This window comes from Qipengyuania xiapuensis, from assembly GCF_019711395.1.
Lineage (GTDB): Bacteria > Pseudomonadota > Alphaproteobacteria > Sphingomonadales > Sphingomonadaceae > Qipengyuania > Qipengyuania xiapuensis.
In genome coordinates this window covers 1,215,632-1,232,236 of sequence record NZ_JAIGNL010000001.1, presented here as the reverse complement: position 1 = coordinate 1,232,236, position 16,605 = coordinate 1,215,632, and the positions used below count along the sequence as shown (strand labels likewise).

Below are 16,605 nucleotides of genomic sequence, written 5' to 3'. Positions count from 1 at the left end.
AGGCAAACTGTTAGGCCAATTCGTCTCACTCGGCGGGCTCCATTGCCTTGCAAGCCCGCATAGGTTCCTCCTGCGCCAATGCCGTCAGGCCCAGCTTGGCAAACAGCGCCGCATCGCTGTCGTCGCCCGCATTGGGCGCGGTGAGCAGCTTGTCGCCGGTGAAGATCGAGTTCGCGCCGGCCATGAAGCACAGTGCCTGGGCGGCCTCAGACATGCTTTCACGACCTGCGGAGAGACGCACCATGCTCATCGGCATCGTGATCCGCGCGACCGCCACGGTGCGGACGAATTCGATATCGTCGATCTTGGCGAGCGGCGTGTCGGCCAGCATGTCGCCCAGCACCGTGCCCTTGACGGGTACCAGCGCATTGACCGGCACGCTTTCGGGATGGCGTTCGAGCGTGGCGAGCGTGTGGACGAAGCCCACCCGGTCCTCGCGCGTTTCGCCCATGCCGACGATCCCGCCGCTGCACACGTTGATGCCCGCATCGCGAACGTTCTGCAGCGTGTCGAGCCGGTCCTGGTAATTGCGGGTCGAGATCACGCGCTCGTAATATTCGGGGCCCGTGTCGACATTGTGGTTGTAGTAATCGAGGCCCGCTTCCTTCAGCATGTCCGCCTGTTTCGGCGTCAGCATGCCCAGCGTCATGCAGGTTTCCAGCCCCATGGCGCGCACGCCCTTCACGATCTCGACGATCGCGGGCATGTCGCGGTCCTTGGGATTGCGCCACGCCGCGCCCATGCAGAAGCGCTGCGAGCCCTGGTCCTTAGCCTGCGCCGCGCGCTGGAGGACCGATTGCACCTCCATCAGCTTGGTCGCCTCGACCCCGCTGTCGGCCTTCACCGACTGCGAACAATAGCCGCAATCCTCCGGACACCCGCCGGTCTTGATCGACAGCAACGTGCAGAGCTGGATCTGCTCGGGCGGATGGAATTCGCGGTGGACGGTGGCGGCCTGGAAAAGCAGCTCGGTAAAGGGAAGGTCGAACAGTCCCGCGATTTCCTCGCGGGTCCAGTCGGTGCGGATTTGGGTCATTCAGTTGGTCCCGAGTTCGTAATCTTATGAATTAGAAAGAGAATGAAAACCGCGCCGAGGTAGCCGAGTAGTACGAGTCTGTGAGGCCATGGAGACATGTCGTCCGTAAGGCCGAATTCAGAATCTGCAGCCCAATAGTAGGTGGCTTGGCCTGCCCAGGACAGGCCGATTATCCAATAAGCAACCGAGCAAACAAGAAAGAGAACTACCCGGCGCGGCCTCACTCCGCCGCCTCATCCAGATCCTCTCCGGCAGGCGGCATGTTGTGGCCGAGCAGGCGCAGCACGTCCGCCGCGCACTCGACCACGTTGCTGCCCGGGCCGTAGATGCCCTGCACGCCTGCATCGCGCAGGAAGTCGTAGTCCTTCTGCGGGATCACGCCGCCGGCGATCACCTTGATGTCCGCCCGGCCTGCATCGCGCAGGTGGTTGATGAGTTCGGGAATGAGCGTCTTGTGGCCCGCCGCGAGGCTGCTCGCGCCGATGGCGTCGACATCGTGGTCGAGAGCCATCGCTGCGGTTTCCTCGGGCGTCTGGAACAGGGGGCCGGAGACCACGTCGAAGCCCATGTCGGCAAAGGCGCTGGCAATCACGTTCGCCCCGCGATCGTGGCCGTCCTGGCCCATCTTGGCGACCATCAGACGCGGTGCGCGGCCGAGGCGGCGCTGGACGGCCATGACGCCTTCCACCACCCGGCGGTAATAGGGATCGCCCGCATAGGCGCTGGAATAGACGCCGCTGACGGGCTTGGGCGTGGTGTCATAGCGCCCGAAGGCCTCTTCCATGGCCGCCGAAATCTCGCCAAGCGTGGCGTTGTGGCGCGCACATTCGACCGCGCGGGCAAGCAGGTTGATGTCGCCGCCCGACTGGAGCTCCGCCATCTGCGACGGACGCAGCGGCACGCCCCGTTCGTCGCGTCCCTCGGCGAACTTCGCGCGGGCTGCGGTGGGATCGGCCTTGGCTGCCTCGGTCAGCGCCTTGAGTGCAGCCTGGCAGGCGTCCTCGTCACGCGCCTCGCGCACCTTCCTAATGCGCGCGATCTGGCTCTCGCGCACCGCGTGGTTGTCGATGTCGAGCGTGTCGATATCGGCCTCGGTCGGCAGGCGGTACTTGTTGACGCCCACGATGACCGTATTGCCCTTGTCGACGGAGGCCTGCTTGGCGGCGGCCGCTTCCTCGATCTGCGCCTTGGGCTTACCGCTGGCGACATATTCGGTCATGCCGCCTGCCGCCTCGACCTCTTCGAGCAGCTTGCGGGCCTCGTCCACCAGAGCGGCGGTGAGGCTCTCGATGTAATAGCTACCGCCCAGCGGATCGGCGACATTGGTGATGCCGGTCTCTTCCTGGATCACCAGCTGCGTGTTGCGCGCGATGCGGGCGGAGAAGTCGGTCGGCAGTGCGATCGCCTCGTCCAGCGCGTTGGTGTGGAGCGACTGCGTGCCGCCCAGCACCGCTGCCATCGCCTCGATCGTGGTGCGGATGACATTGTTGTAAGGGTCCTGCTCCTGCAGCGAGACACCGCTGGTCTGGCAGTGGGTGCGCAGCATCTTCGACTTGGGGTTCTGCGCCCCCAGCCCTTCCATGACATCGTGCCACAGCGCACGCGCGGCGCGCATCTTGGCGATCTCCATGAAGAAGTTCATGCCGATGCCCCAGAAGAAGGACAGGCGCGGCGCGAAGGCATCGATATCCAGCCCCGCTTCCATCGCGCGCTTGGCGTATTCCTTGCCGTCGGCGATGGTGAAGGCGAGTTCCTGCACGGCGGTCGCCCCGGCCTCGTGCATGTGATAGCCCGAGATCGAAATGCTGTTGAATTTCGGCATGTTGGCCGAGGTATATGCGATGATGTCGGAGACGATCCGCATGCTCGGTTCGGGCGGGTAGATATAGGTGTTGCGGACCATGAACTCCTTGAGGATGTCGTTCTGGATGGTCCCGGCGAGCTTCTCCTGGCTCACCCCCTGCCGCTCTGCTGCGACGATGTAGAAGGCGAGCACGGGGATCACCGCGCCGTTCATCGTCATCGACACGCTCATGGTGTCGAGCGGGATCTGGTCGAACAGGATTTCCATGTCGCGCACGGTGTCGATCGCGACACCCGCCTTGCCGACATCGCCGACCACGCGCGGGTGGTCGCTGTCATAGCCGCGGTGCGTGGCGAGGTCGAAAGCGACCGAAAGGCCCTTCTGGCCCGCCGCGAGGTTGCGGCGATAGAAAGCGTTCGATTCCTCGGCGGTCGAGAAGCCCGCATACTGGCGGATGGTCCACGGACGGCCGGTGTACATCGAGGCATAGGGCCCGCGCGTGAACGGCGCGATGCCGGGAACGCCGGGGTCGATCGCTTGCGTATCCTCGCTCGTGTAGAGCGGTTTCACCTCGATACCCTCGGGCGTGTGCCAGGTGAGGTCGCGGCCCTTCACCTCCTTGTCGGCAAGGGGCTTCCAGTCGTCATATGTCGGCTTGTCGGTCATGCGGCCTCCCCTAAACGCATTCCTATGCGCAGAAAAGCCGCCGATTAGAAAAGCTCTTCAAGCTTGGGCAGGCCCGGCCCGGTCCAGGCGGACGCTGCCTCGATTTCCTCCACGGTCATCGCCCCGTGGATCGCGAACCAGCGGTCGTACTGGTGGGCCGCAGCGTGCGCGAGCACCCCGGCCAAGACCAGGGTCGCTGCCACCCACAGGCTCTTCACGTAACGGCCCAATCCCATGCCCTCGCGGCCCGCGATGAAGAAGTTCGACAGCACGGTCCATCCGCCAATGCCGATCAGCCCCCACCCGACCCAGCGGTAGTACTTGCCCATGTCCGGATCGGGCGGCGCGTTCTGATACAGGAAGCCGTCCGCTTGCAGGCCCGGCCCGTAGAATATGGCCCACGCCAGCCCGACGATCATGGCATTGAGCATGACGAGCGACACGATGCCTGCCCAGCCCTCGTTCTGCTCCCGGCTCCTCCGCGCATAGTCGGCGTAGGAACGGCGCAGGTCACCCCAGCGCAGCGGCTTGGCCTCATTCCACTCGAACATTCACACCCCTCCCCGGTAGGAATGCCGCTGGCCTCAGTTCGACCAGTGCGCGGTTTCCTTGGGCGTTTCCATGATTTCGGTGAGCTGGCCCATCATGTCCTTCGGGTGGAGGAAGAAGATGGGCGTGCCGTGCGCGCCGATGCGGGTGGGGCCGAGGATGCGCTTGCCCATGTCCTCGAACCACTTGCGCGCGTCCTCGATATCCTCGACCTCGTAGCACAGGTGATGCTGCGCGCCGGCGGGGTTCTTCTCGAGGAATTTCGCGATGGGGCTGTCAGGGCCAAGCGGCTCGATCAGCTCGATCTGCGTGCCGTTGGTTCCGTTCTCGCCGGGCGTGTCGACGAAGCAGACTTTCACCCCCTGCGCCTCGAGATCGAAGGGCTTGTGGAACGAGGTCGCGCCCATGACATCGCGGTAATAGCGGATCGATTCTTCGATCGAGGGCGTGGCGACGCCAATGTGGTTGAGACGGCCGAGTTTCATAGAACTTCCCAAAAAATTGCCAGAAGAAGGCCTAGGCTGAAAAGGGAGAAGATGGTCGTGACGATCATCTGGACGTAGAACGCTCCACGATCCTCCTCCCGATCGAAAAAGACAACCAGCCTCGAAGGAAAACGCACGATCTTGCCGGTCGCAAAGGCCCCGATGATATTCGCGGCCCAACCTACGAGGACACCGAAGATCAAGAGCTTGCCTAGCGTTTCCATATCACAGCGGAATATTGTCGTGCTTCTTCCACGGGTTCTCAAGCTGCTTCGTCCGCAGCTTGCGTAGCCCCAGCGCGATCCGCTTGCGGGTCGAGTGCGGGTAGATCACCTCGTCGATATAGCCGCGCTGGGCTGCCACGAAGGGGTTGGCGAAGCGGTCTTCGTATTCCTTGGTCTTCTCGGCGATCTTGTCGGGATCGTCGCGGTCCTGGCGGAAGATGATCTCCACCGCACCCTTCGCGCCCATCACGGCGATCTCGGCGGTGGGCCATGCGTAGTTGAGGTCGCCGCGCAGGTGCTTGGAGGCCATCACGTCGTAGGCGCCGCCATAGGCCTTGCGGGTGATGACGGTGATCTTGGGCACGGTCGCCTCGGCATAGGCGAAGAGCAGCTTCGCGCCGTGCTTGATGATGCCATTGTGCTCCTGCGCGGTGCCGGGAAGAAAGCCGGGCACGTCGACGAAGGTCAGGATCGGGATTTCGAAGGCATCGCAGAAGCGCACGAAGCGCGCGGCCTTCTTCGAGGAATTGATGTCGAGCACGCCGGCGAGCACCATCGGCTGGTTCGCCACAACGCCCACCGTGCGCCCTTCCACCCGGCCGAAGCCGCAGATGATGTTGGCGGCATGGTTCGGCTGGATCTCGAAGAAATCGCCCTCGTCCAGCGTCTTCCTGATGACTTCGTGCATGTCATAGGGCTGGTTGGCATTGTCGGGGATCAACGTGTCGAGGCTGTCCTCCATGCGGTCCCACGGATCGCTGGTCGGTCGCTCGGGCACGTCCTCGCGGTTCGACAGCGGCAGGTAATCGAAGAAATTGCGCGTCGCGAGCAGCGTCTCGATGTCGTTTTCGAAGCTGTTGTCGGCAACGGAGGTCTTGGTGGTGTGCGTTTTCGCCCCGCCCAGCTCTTCCTGCGTCACGACCTCGTTGGTCACCGTCTTCACCACGTCGGGACCGGTGACGAACATGTAGGAGCTGTCCTCCACCATGAAGATGAAGTCGGTCATCGCGGGGCTGTAAACCGCGCCACCCGCGCACGGGCCCATGATGAGGCTGATCTGCGGCACCACGCCCGATGCGAGCACGTTGCGCTGGAACACCTCGGCATAGCCGCCGAGCGAGGCCACGCCTTCCTGGATGCGCGCGCCACCACTGTCGTTGAGGCCGATGACGGGAGCGCCGACCTTCATCGCGGTGTCCATCACCTTGCAGATTTTCTCCGCATGACGCTTGGAAAGAGAGCCGCCGAAGACGGTGAAATCCTGGCTGAAAACATAGACGAGACGGCCGTTGATCGTGCCCGATCCGGTGACCACGCCGTCGCCCGGGATGCGCTGCTTCTCCATGCCGAAATCGACGCAGTCATGTTCGACGTAACGGTCGAGCTCTTCGAAGCTGCCTTCGTCCAGCAGCACGTCGAGCCGCTCGCGCGCGGTCAGCTTGCCCTTGGCGTGCTGTGCGGCGATGCGCTTCTCGCCGCCACCCAGCTCGGCTGCGGCGCGGCGGCGTTCCATTTCGGCGATATTGGCGGACATGTTCTCTCCGTTTGAACTCTCGGCGAAGCGCCTAGAGCGGGGAGCGTGGTAACGTCAATCGCCGCCCGCCTCTTCTTCTTCCTCGCCGGGTCGATATTCGAGGATATCGCCGGGCTGGCAGTCGAGCTCACGACAAATCGCGTCGAGCGTCTTGTAGCGCACGCCCTGCACTTTTCCGGTCTTGAGCAGCGAGAGGTTGGTGTTGGAAATGCCGATGCGGTCGGCCAGCTCTTTCAAGCTGACCTTCCGCTTCGCCATCATGACATCGAGATTGGTGACGATCGCCATCAGACCACACTCTCGCTGTCTTCGCGGAAGTTCATTCCGAGCCGGAAGGCGGAGGATGACAGGAAGGCGATGAATGCCATCAGCAAGGGCAGGATCGGCGGTTCGTATTCGAGCCAGATGTTGTTGACGCCCTTTGCATCCCAGCTGATCGACGGGTGGACCTTGATGCCCTCGATCGGTGGCAGGGCCTTGAGCATCCCGGCCTGCACGATGATCGTGGCGCCGATCGATACGAGGCTGGCGATCAGCAGGAACCAGCCGATCCGGCGCAATGCGTCGACATTGGCATCGTTGAACATGTCGCTCGACGCGATGCGCCCGAGAATGCCGCGCAGCTTGACGAACACCGCAAGCATCAGCCCCAGCACCACCAGCCGGGCGAGCCAGTAGATGGCGTTCACGATGTAGAGGCCTTCAACCGAAAGATCGCCGGTCTTCGCTGAAAAGGCGGCAGCATCGCCGATCGCGATTTCCGGACCCGGATGGCCCGAAGCTTCCCACGTCACTGTGCCGAATGTGTCGCCCATGATCGAGCCGACAAGCTGGATCAGCGACCCAAGGATCACCAGCGCGAACATCGCCACCAGCACATCGACGAAACGTCTTACCCAAATTGCATTCATTGTCTTGCCCTCATCGGATTTGATGAGCGCATGTAGACTCAGGCCATAACGATTCGCAAGGTATTTTTTATGTTTTACGTAAATTCGATGTTGCGAAGCACTAAGATCGATGAGTGCTTATCAGGAACTCCACATTGCCTTCCGGTCCCTTGATCGGGCTTTCGACAATGCCCTGCACCTCGAAGCCGAGCCCCTCTGCCCACTCGCGAATTTCGTCGCAGACGCGCTGGTGGAGAGCGGGGTCGCTGACGACACCTTTCTTGCCCACCTCGTCCCGGCCGACTTCGAATTGCGGCTTGATCAGCGCGACGAGGCGGCAGTCCCGTTCGGCGAGTTCGAGCGGACGCTCGAGCACCTTGGCGAGGCCGATGAAGCTCGCATCGCACACCACCCAGGTGACGGGCCTATCGATCATCTCGGACGTCAGGATACGCGCGCTCGTCTGTTCGAGCACGGTCACCCGCTCATCCTGCCGCAGCTTCCACGCGAGCTGGTTTGTCCCGCTGTCGACCGCGAAGACGTGGCTAGCCCCGCCCTGCAGCAACACGTCGGTGAAGCCGCCGGTCGAGCTGCCGATATCCATCGCGGTGACGCCCTTGGGATCGAGCCCGAAATGCTCGATCGCATGCGCCAGCTTGATGCCGCCGCGCGAAACCCAGGGATGGTCGCGCCCGCGTACTTCGAGCGGCGCGTCCTCGGCCATCTGCTGGCCGGGCTTGGCCAGCTTCTGCTCGCCCGAAAAGACGAGGCCCGCCATCACCAGCGCCTGTGCGCGGGTCCGGCTTTCCACGAGCCCGCGGTCGACGAGCATCTGATCGAGGCGACGTTTTTTCGACATAGGAAACAAAGCCGTTAGCGAGCATTGGGGAAGCATGAAAGCCTCGCGCACCGCCATCGCCCTCTCGCTGCTCGCTACTGGCGCGCTCGCCATTGCCGCTTGCGTGCCCGCACCCGATTCCACGCCTGCGCCGAGCCCGAGCCCGAGCCCGACGCCGGTGACGCAGGCTCCGCGGCCCGAGCCGACACCGACACCGTCTCCGGCGCCCGCTGCCGCCGCCCAGTTCGAGAACTGGATCGATGCGCCGCGCACAGCTGGCAATTGGCGCTACCGGAGCGGAAGCGGCCTCAAGGTTGCGGAATATGTGGGCGCCGACAAAGAGGTGAAGTTCCAGATGGACTGCTCGCCCGAGATCGGGATGCTCCTTTCGGTGGCCGGCGACGCAGCCAACGCAACGGCGATCCAGTTCCGCACGGAATCCACCGAACGCCTGGTACCGGCCGACGCGCGCGAGGGCTGGGTCCAGGCTGTCGTCAGGCCGACAGACCCCCTGCTCGATGCCATGGCGCGGACCCGCGGTCGATTCGCTGTGGAAACTCCCGGGTTATCCACACTCTACCTTCCGCCATGGGCCGAAGTGACCCGCGTCATCGAGGAATGTCGCTGACCCGATTCCCTGTCCGGGCTGCCGACTGCGGACCCCGCCATAAGCGGACATGAAAAAGGGTCGGAGAACGCTCCGAGCCACAAACGCCAATTCTGACGTGGGAAAACTTTTTTGCAAGCCTTGTTTTGCATCCCGAAACGACTCAAATTGTGCACAAGATCAGCGGCGAACGCGATCTTGGAGCCCCTGATAAGGCTTCTAGCTCACTAGCGCGAAAGGAGGTGATCCGATGTCTCATGGTTCAGCAGAGAGGTCGGCAAGTTTCCGCGCGAGGTACTATCGGTAATTCCATACCCTTAGAGACTTCGTGAGCGGCGCTTCCGCCGCTGACCATGAAAAGGGCAGCACCATCTCAGGATGGAGCTGCCCTTCTCATTTTTGGCCCTAGAAAACTTGCCCTGCGCGCCTACTCACACTAACCGCGCGGGCATGAATTTCGAGCACATCCCCCATCCCGCCCCCACGCCCGCCGACAAGCGCGAACAGGCGTTGAAGGACCCCGGTTTCGGCAAGCTGTTCACCGACCACATGGTCGTGATCGACTATGACGAGGCAAAGGGCGGCTGGCACAAGGCAACGCTCGGCCCGCGCGAGGCGATCAGCCTCGATCCGGCAGCTGCCGTGCTGCACTACGCCCAAGAAATCTTCGAGGGGATGAAGGCCTACAAGCAGGGTGACGATACGCTCGCCCTCTTCCGCCCCGAACAGAACGCGCGCCGCTTCAACGAAAGCGCACGCCGCATGGCGATGCCCGACCTGCCCGAGGAACTGTTCCTCGAATCGATCCGCCAGCTAGTTGCCGCCGATCGTGACTGGGTGCCTGGCGATCCCGACGGCTCGCTTTACCTGCGCCCCTTCATGTTTGCCTCGGAAGCCTTCCTCGGCGTGCGTCCGGCCAAGCAGTACAAGTATATCCTGATCGCCAGCCCCGTCGGCCCCTATTTCAAGGGCGGCGCGAAGCCGGTGAAGATCTGGGTCAGCCGCAACTACACGCGCGCAGCCCCCGGCGGCACCGGCGCGGCGAAGACCGGCGGCAATTACGCCGCAAGCCTCGTCCCGCAGGCCGAAGGCATCGAGAACGGCTGCGACCAGGTGGTCTTCCTCGATGCGGTCGAGAAGAAGTGGGTCGAGGAACTGGGCGGAATGAACCTGTTCTTCGTCTTCGACGATGGCACGGTAATCACGCCGCCGCTCACCGGCACGATCCTGCCCGGCATCACCCGCAACAGCCTGATCGAGCTGTTGCGCGAAGAAGGCCTGCAGGTACGCGAGGAGCCCTACAGCATCGACCAGTGGCGCGCCGATGCGACCACGGGCAAGCTGCTCGAGACGATGGCCTGCGGCACCGCGGCTGTCGTCACCCCGGTCGGCACCGTCCTCGGCCCCGATGGCGAATTCCATATCGGCAGCGGAGGGATCGGCCAGATGACCAACAAGATCCGCGAGAAGCTCGTCGGCATCCAGAAGGGCAAGGTCGAAGACACCCACGGCTGGGTGACCAAGCTCTAGACGGCTTCGGCCCCGCTGCATTTGCCCAATTGTTCACGGATCGCGTCGATCAGCCAGCTGGTCGCGGGACCCGGACGCGCATCACGGCGCCACAGCGCGCTCAATATGTAATTCGCGCCCGGCTTTTCGGGCAGGTCGAGCTCGCACAGCCGCCCCTCATCGATATCGCCGCAGACCATGTGGCGCGGCATATTGCCCCAGCCGATCCCTTCCTTGAGCAGTGCATGCTTTGCGCCGAGGTCCGCCAGCCGCCAGCTTTCGGGCGCAAGGACCGAAAACTCGCGTCCCTCGGTCAGCGGTGACCGATCCGTTAGCACGAGCTGGAGGTGCTTGCGGCTCTCGCCCGGCTTCACGCCCGAGCGTGACAGCGGATGATCGGGCGAAGCAACCGGCACCAGTTCAACCGCTCCGATAGCCTGTCTTTCGAGTTCGGCATGGTCCGCCAGCACCGGCCCGCCGATCGCGAGGTCCGCGCTGCCGTCGAGCAGGCAGGCTGCCACAGCCCCCAGCGCCTCGACCTGCAGGCGCAGGGCGACGTTGGGGTAGAGACGGCGGAAATCGCGCAGCACGCTCGCCGTCACTTCACCGGGCAGCATGACATCGACGACCAGCGAGACCTCGCTTTCGAGCCCCGCATGGAGCCCCTGCGTCTTGGCCAGCAGAGTATCGATTCCATCCGCGACCGCCTTGGCCTCGGCCAGCAGGCCCTTGCCTTCCTCGGTCAACACCGGCCTGCGCGAACCTTCGCGGGCGAAAAGGGTGACGCCCAGCTGTGCCTCCATCTGAGAGATGCCGTAGCTGACCGCCGAGACCGCGCGCCCCATCTTGCGTGCAGCCGCACCGAAGCTGCCCTCCTCCGCCACCGCGAGGAAGATGCGGATCTGGTCTAGGCTCGGCTCACCCAATTTCATCGCGAGCGCTTCACTGTTCGTATTTCCTGAACATCTTGCCGTGTTTTATCGCAGTTTTCGGAACGCGAGGCAACGCCTAACTCTTGGTCCAACGAAGCAATCCTCCCGACCATTTTCAGGAGACCAAGCATGATCGAACATCGTCCCTTCGAAAGCCTCGGCTCGGCCAACCATGGCTGGCTCGACGCGAACCACCACTTCTCTTTCGCCGGCTATCACGATCCGTCCCGCATGAACTGGGGCGCGCTGCGCGTCTGGAACGACGACAAGATCGCCCCGAAGAGCGGCTTTCCGACCCACCCGCACCAGGACATGGAAATCATCACCTATGTCCGCACCGGCGCGATCACGCACCGCGACAGCATGGGCAATGAAGGCCGCACCGAGGCCGGCGACGTCCAGGTGATGAGCGCCGGACGCGGTGTCGCGCATTCGGAGTTCAACCTCGAGGACGAGGAAACCACCCTCTTCCAGATCTGGATCATCCCGTCCGAGCGTGGCGGCGATCCCGACTGGGGCGCACGCAAGTTCCCCAAGGGTGACCGCGCAGGCCAGTTCGTCCCCCTCGCCAGCGGCGCTGCCAACGATGACGACGCCCTGAAGATCCGCACCGACGCCCGCGTGCTCGGCGCGACGGTGAAGGCCGGCGAGAGCGTGACCTACACCCCGCGCACCGCCGACCGGCACCTCTATCTCGTGCCCGCCACCGGCAGCATCCGCGTGGGCGACATCGAGGCAAAGGCCCGCGACGGCCTCGCCATCACCAAGGAAGACACCATCACCATCACCGCGCTCGAGGACAGCGAACTCGTCCTCGTCGACGCAGCCTGAACAGGAGACCACACATGAGCAATATCCTCCACATCACCGCCAGCATCCGTAACGGCGAGAGCGTCTCGCGCAGCCTCGGCACCAAGCTTGTCGAAGGTCTCGCAGCCAAGCAGGGCGCAAGCGTCGTGACCCGCGACCTGTCGAAGAACGACATTCCCTTCATCGACGAGGACCGCTTCGCGGCGAACCTCGCCCCTTATGCCGAGCGTTCGCCCGAGCAGCATGAGCTCGCCAAGATTGCCGACGAGCTGATCGATGAGCTGCAGAATGCCGATACGCTGGTGTTCAGCGTGCCGATCTACAACTTCTCGGTTCCCGCGACCGTCAAGGCATGGGCCGACCTCGTCGCCCGCGCCGGCACCACTTTCCAGTACACCGCCAACGGTCCGGAAGGCCTGCTGACGGGCAAGAAGGCCTACATCACGGCCGCATCGGGCGGCACGCCGGTGGGCAGCGACTTCGACTTCATGACCCCGTGGCTCAAGTTCTTCCTCGGCTTCCTCGGCATCCAGGATGTCGAAGTCGTCGCAGCGGACGGCATCATGGGTGAAGGCGGCGAAGAGAAGATCGCCGAAGCACACGACCAGGTCGAACGCCTCGCCGCCTGAGGCAGGTCAAGTAAAAGGGGAAGTACAATGAACACTGCAACCACGATCGACGGCGCAGCGACCACCGGCTCCAGGAATGACGTGGTGCTGCTCGCAGCACGTGTCATGCTTGCCGCCCTCTTCATCCTTGCCGGCGTGAACAAGCTTGGCGGGATGGAAGGTACGGTCGGTTACATCGCCGCCATGGGCCTGCCGCTTCCCGAGCTGGTCTATATCGGCACGGTGGCGCTGGAAATCGGTGCGGGCCTCATGCTCGCGGTTGGCTTCAAGGCCCGCTTCGCGGCAACCGCACTGGGCGTCTTCACGGTGCTCGCCGCGGTCATTTTCCATCGCGATTTCTCGCAGCAGATGGAGCTGACGATGTTCCTCAAGAACCTCGCCATCGCAGGCGGCATGTTCGCCGTCGCCCTGTCGGGCCCGGGTCGATACAGCCTCGATCGCGGCTGACCCGAAGACAAAGTTCGAGAGCCCGCCGGAGAGCACCTGCTCCCGGCGGGCTTTATGCATTCAGGCAGGCTTGTGCGCGGACACGATCTCGCGCCGCTTCTGTATCTCGTAATATTCGGGCCGCCTCGGGAATTTGGCCGTCACCAGGATCGTCAGGGCGATCGTCAGGCCCGTACCCACGACGACGAAGATGCTCGACAATCCGCCCATCGCGTCGGTCCGGCCGAGCATGAAGGCGCCGAATGAAATGCCGAAGTTCGACACCGCCATGTAGATGGTGAACTGGGTCGCCGCGACGGTGGGGTCGCACAACCGCATGGAGATCGGCAGCAGCGCCACGGTGATCAGCATGTCGAGCGGGATCCAGAGGTAGACGAAGGCCATGAAGAAGGTCGAATTGCTCCAGAATTCGACACCGAGGAACATGACCGTGCACAGGCCGATGCCGCTCGCCAGCCACATCACGCCGATCCGCTTGGCCCCGAACTTGTCGCCGAGCCAGCCGCCCAGTGTCATGCACAAGACGCCCGCCACGAGGCCTGCCGTGGCGGTCAGCGCGGCGATTTCCGAGGTATCCCAGCCGGCATAATTGGCCCCGATCAGGGGCGTTGCACCGGTAAAGCCGCCGTAGAGCACGCCCCTGCCGAACAGGCAGGGTATCCAGAGCAGGCTCACCCCGCGCCGCATCGAGTTGAAGGTGGACTTCAGGATCGGCCACCAGGCGCCGAGCTGGATTTCGAGGTTGCGCTCATGCGCCTCGCCCCTGCTCCAGGGCAACACGCGCTCGCCGCCCCGCTCGCGGAAGAAGGCGACATAGGTACTCAGCGCGAGCAACAGCGCCGCCACGATCAGGAAGGCCGCAGGTGCGCCGAAATCCTCGATCACGAAGCCGCAAATCGCGGTCGCCGAAGCAATCCCGATCGCCTGCCCGCCGAACATCATGCCCGCGCCTCGGGCGCGCTCTCCTTCGGTCATGATATCGACGGCGAGACCGTCGACGGCAACGTCCTGGAAGGTGGTCGCCATGTTCACGGCGAAGCCGATCGTGCCGAGGACGGCGACATCGCTCACCGTCGGATCGATCACCGAAGCGGCAAGCAGGAAGGCGATCATCACCAGCTGCGCGCCGAGGATCCAGATCCGCCTGCGTCCCATCGGCAGGAAGGTATAGCGGTCCATGATGAAGCCGTTCACCAGCTTCAGTGACCACGGCAGCGCCGTCAGTGCGGCGACTGACCCGACATCGGCCGCCGAAGCACCGTTCACCGCCATCCACGCAGGGATCGCGAACCAGAAGAGGCCGATGGGCATGCCCTGCCCGACGTAGAGGATGAAAAGCGTGAAAAGCCGCAGGCGCTGGCTTGTTTCGAGAATGAGCGAATTCGCGGACGCGGCTGATGCCATCCCGTACCCCCTTGGTCAGAGTGTCGGCTGGCTATATGCCCTTGGCCGATCGCGTCCCTACGATCCGATAAGCCGAACGCTGCCCCAATCGGCGGTTTCGCGCAAGATCAGCCGGGCAGGTTCTCGCGCAGGTCCTCGAGCCAGATGTCGGCCACGGCATCGCTCGGCGCGCGCCAGTCGCCGCGCGGGGACAGGGCTCCGCCAGCGCTCACCTTGGGCCCGTTGGGCAATGCGCTGCGCTTGAACTGGCTGAAGCCGAAGAAGCGTTTCACGAAGTTTTCCAGCCATTTGGTTATCTTGGCGAGATCGTATTCGTTCTTTCCCTCTTCGGGGAAGCCGATCGGCCACTGCCCTGCCTTCGCATCCTTCCATGCATGCCAGGCGAGGAAGGCGACATGGCTCGGGCTTTGTCCCCAGCGGATCACGTGATGCAGGAAAAAATCGTTGAGTTCGTAGGGACCGATGATCGATTGCGTGCTCTGGATCGTACCGTCCGCGCCTGCCGGGACGAGCTCGGGGCTGATCTCGGTGTCGAGAATGGCGTCGAGGATTTCATCGACGCCGTGGTCGAACTGCTCGGTCGTGATGGTCCAGCGGATGAGATACTGGATGAGCGTCTTGGGCACGCCCGCATTGACGCCATAATGGCTCATCTGGTCGCCCACGCCATAGGTGCACCAGCCCAGCGCCAGCTCCGACAGGTCGCCCGTGCCGATGACCCAGCCGCCGTGCTGCCCGGCGAGGCGGAAGAGGTAGTCGGTCCTGAGGCCCGCCTGTACGTTCTCGAAGGTCACGTCATAGACCGGCTCGCCGTCGGCAAAGGCATGGCCGATATTCTCGAGCATCATGGTCGCGGTCGGTTTGATGTCGATTTCCTCGGCGGTGATGCCGAAGGCTTTCATCAGTTTCCACGCGTTCGACTTCGTGCCTTCCGAAGTGGCGAAGCCGGGCATGGTGTAGCCGCGAATATCGGTGCGCGGGCGGCCGAGCCGGTCCATCGCCTTTGCCGCCACCAGCAGCGCATGCGTGCTGTCGAGCCCGCCCGAGATACCGATGGTGAGGCACTTGGGCCGCGTCGCCTCGATCCGGCGCATGAGCCCGTCGACCTGGATGTTGAAGGCCTCGTAGCAATCCTCGTCGAGCTTCTCCTGCCGATTTGGAACGAAGGGGAAGCGGCGCACGGGTCGCTCCAGACCAATATCCTTCGGCGCGTGGCCGTGATCGAACGGGACACGGCGGTACCAATCCTCGGGCCGTCCTGCGGCATCGGCAGCATCGCCCCAGGTCTGCATCCGCATGCGTTCTGCGAGCACCCGCTTGGTGTCGATATCGGCGACGCACATCTCCGGCTCGAGATCGAAGCGGGTGCTTTCGACCAGCAGGTCGCCCAGCTCGTAGATCATCCCCTGCCCGTCCCACGCGAGATCGGTCGTGCTCTCGCCATAGCCGCTCGCCGAATAGGCATAGGCGCAGACCGAGCGGCTCGAACTTGCGCGCGAGAGCATGTGCCGCTCGTCCGACTTGCCGATAGTGATGTTCGAGGCGGAGAGGTTGAGGAGGATGGTCGCTCCCGCAAGCGCGGCCAGCGTGCCTGGCGGATTGGGCGACCAGTAGTCCTCGCAGATCTCGATACCGAAGACGAAGCCCGGCATGTCCGACGCTTCGAACAGCAGGTCGGTGCCGAAGGGAAGCGTTTCGCCGCGCAGCTCGATCTCGAGACCCACGCAATCGCGTCCGTGGCTGAACCAGCGCTTCTCGTAATACTCGCGGTAGTTGGGCAGGTAGCTCTTGGGCACCACGCCGAGGATCTGCCCGCGGGTGATCACCACCGCGCAATTGTAGATCCGGCCATTGCGCCGCAGCGGAGCACCGATCACCAGCACGGGAGCAAGCGAACGCGACGCCTCGCAAATCTCGCCCATGTGCCGCTCGACCGCTTCAAGCATCGCGGTCTGCAAATGAAGATCGTCGATGGCGTAGGAGGAAAGCGAAAGCTCGGGGAAGAGCAGCAGGTCGACACCGCGCTCGTCGGCCAGCTTCGCCTGCTCGATGATCCCTTCGGCATTGTAGGCGACATCGGCCGTGCGGACCTTGGGAGTGGCCGCCGCCACGCGGACGAAGCCATGCGTGTGCAGATCGAAAAAGGGATGCGTGCCTGATTTCGCCATGCGCTTGGTATCTTTCTTTTCGGGTGCGGCGGGTTCGATCCAGTCGGCTGGCTGGCAGATGCCTAGCTGAGCC

At 63.6% G+C, this 16,605-nt stretch carries 17 protein-coding genes; 5 read left to right on the top strand and 12 right to left on the bottom strand.

The window, feature by feature from the left end:
* Positions 1-25 precede the first annotated feature (25 nt).
* The 9 genes from bioB to K3163_RS06200 form a co-directional block, all read right to left on the bottom strand.
* Positions 26-1,036 carry a biotin synthase BioB gene (gene bioB, locus K3163_RS06240; RefSeq protein ID WP_221553533.1) on the bottom strand — a complete coding sequence of 337 codons (1,011 nt, stop codon included), beginning with the start codon at positions 1,034-1,036 and terminating at the stop codon, positions 26-28.
* 220 nt (positions 1,037-1,256) lie between these two features.
* Positions 1,257-3,506 (bottom strand): methylmalonyl-CoA mutase, encoded by a 2,250-nt coding sequence (gene scpA / locus K3163_RS06235; RefSeq protein ID WP_221553532.1) that lies wholly within the window; start codon positions 3,504-3,506, stop codon positions 1,257-1,259.
* Positions 3,507-3,550: 44 nt separating this feature from the next.
* Entirely contained in the window at positions 3,551-4,057 is a 507-nt protein-coding gene (locus tag K3163_RS06230) for a hypothetical protein (RefSeq protein WP_221553531.1), read from the bottom strand.
* Between the two features lie 33 nt (positions 4,058-4,090).
* A complete protein-coding gene (mce, locus tag K3163_RS06225) occupies positions 4,091-4,540 on the bottom strand; it encodes a methylmalonyl-CoA epimerase (RefSeq protein WP_221553530.1) in 450 nt (149 codons plus the stop codon).
* Positions 4,537-4,764 carry a hypothetical protein gene (locus K3163_RS06220; protein ID WP_221428721.1) on the bottom strand — a complete coding sequence of 76 codons (228 nt, stop codon included), beginning with the start codon at positions 4,762-4,764 and terminating at the stop codon, positions 4,537-4,539. The genes mce and K3163_RS06220 overlap by 4 nt, the downstream gene beginning before the upstream one ends.
* 1 nt (position 4,765) lies before the next feature.
* The gene (locus K3163_RS06215) at positions 4,766-6,298 is read right to left on the bottom strand and encodes an acyl-CoA carboxylase subunit beta (protein WP_221428722.1); all 1,533 of its coding nucleotides are present in this window, start codon (positions 6,296-6,298) and stop codon (positions 4,766-4,768) included.
* Between the two features lie 54 nt (positions 6,299-6,352).
* The gene (locus K3163_RS06210) at positions 6,353-6,586 is read right to left on the bottom strand and encodes a helix-turn-helix domain-containing protein (protein WP_221428723.1); all 234 of its coding nucleotides are present in this window, start codon (positions 6,584-6,586) and stop codon (positions 6,353-6,355) included.
* A complete protein-coding gene (locus tag K3163_RS06205) occupies positions 6,586-7,209 on the bottom strand; it encodes a DUF2975 domain-containing protein (RefSeq protein ID WP_221553529.1) in 624 nt (207 codons plus the stop codon). Before K3163_RS06205 ends, K3163_RS06210 begins: the two co-directional genes overlap by 1 nt.
* A 100-nt stretch (positions 7,210-7,309) precedes the next feature.
* Entirely contained in the window at positions 7,310-8,047 is a 738-nt protein-coding gene (locus K3163_RS06200) for a TlyA family RNA methyltransferase (protein ID WP_221553528.1), read from the bottom strand.
* Between the two features lie 34 nt (positions 8,048-8,081).
* Here K3163_RS06200 and K3163_RS06195 point away from each other — a divergent pair, with 34 nt between their 5' ends.
* Both K3163_RS06195 and K3163_RS06190 read left to right on the top strand, forming a co-directional pair.
* The gene (locus K3163_RS06195; RefSeq protein ID WP_221553527.1) at positions 8,082-8,654 is read left to right on the top strand and encodes a hypothetical protein; all 573 of its coding nucleotides are present in this window, start codon (positions 8,082-8,084) and stop codon (positions 8,652-8,654) included.
* A 429-nt stretch (positions 8,655-9,083) separates the two neighbouring features.
* On the top strand, positions 9,084-10,163 hold the full coding sequence (locus tag K3163_RS06190; RefSeq protein ID WP_221428727.1) for a branched-chain amino acid aminotransferase: 1,080 nt from the start codon (positions 9,084-9,086) through the stop codon (positions 10,161-10,163).
* On the opposite strand, the gene K3163_RS06185 is transcribed toward K3163_RS06190, so the two are convergent.
* On the bottom strand, positions 10,160-11,074 hold the full coding sequence (locus K3163_RS06185) for a LysR family transcriptional regulator (protein WP_221553526.1): 915 nt from the start codon (positions 11,072-11,074) through the stop codon (positions 10,160-10,162). The genes K3163_RS06190 and K3163_RS06185 overlap by 4 nt on opposite strands.
* 129 nt (positions 11,075-11,203) lie before the next feature.
* On the opposite strand from K3163_RS06185, the gene K3163_RS06180 reads away from it, so the two are divergent.
* From K3163_RS06180 to K3163_RS06170, 3 genes are read left to right on the top strand one after another with little or no spacing between them, the layout of a single operon-like run.
* Positions 11,204-11,905: a pirin family protein gene (locus tag K3163_RS06180; RefSeq protein ID WP_221428729.1), complete on the top strand. Its 702-nt coding sequence runs from the start codon at positions 11,204-11,206 to the stop codon at positions 11,903-11,905.
* A gap of 14 nt (positions 11,906-11,919) precedes the next feature.
* Positions 11,920-12,513 carry an FMN-dependent NADH-azoreductase gene (locus K3163_RS06175; protein ID WP_221428730.1) on the top strand — a complete coding sequence of 198 codons (594 nt, stop codon included), beginning with the start codon at positions 11,920-11,922 and terminating at the stop codon, positions 12,511-12,513.
* Between the two features lie 27 nt (positions 12,514-12,540).
* Positions 12,541-12,960, top strand: coding sequence for a DoxX family protein (locus K3163_RS06170; protein WP_221553525.1), 420 nt, complete (start codon positions 12,541-12,543; stop codon positions 12,958-12,960).
* 60 nt (positions 12,961-13,020) lie between these two features.
* Here K3163_RS06170 and K3163_RS06165 read toward each other — a convergent pair whose 3' ends face one another.
* Complete coding sequence (locus tag K3163_RS06165) at positions 13,021-14,364, bottom strand: MFS transporter (protein WP_221553524.1); 1,344 nt, start codon at positions 14,362-14,364, stop codon at positions 13,021-13,023.
* Positions 14,365-14,471: 107 nt separating this feature from the next.
* Positions 14,472-16,532 (bottom strand): NAD(+) synthase, encoded by a 2,061-nt coding sequence (locus tag K3163_RS06160; protein ID WP_221553983.1) that lies wholly within the window; start codon positions 16,530-16,532, stop codon positions 14,472-14,474.
* Between the last annotated feature and the right edge of the window lie 73 nt (positions 16,533-16,605).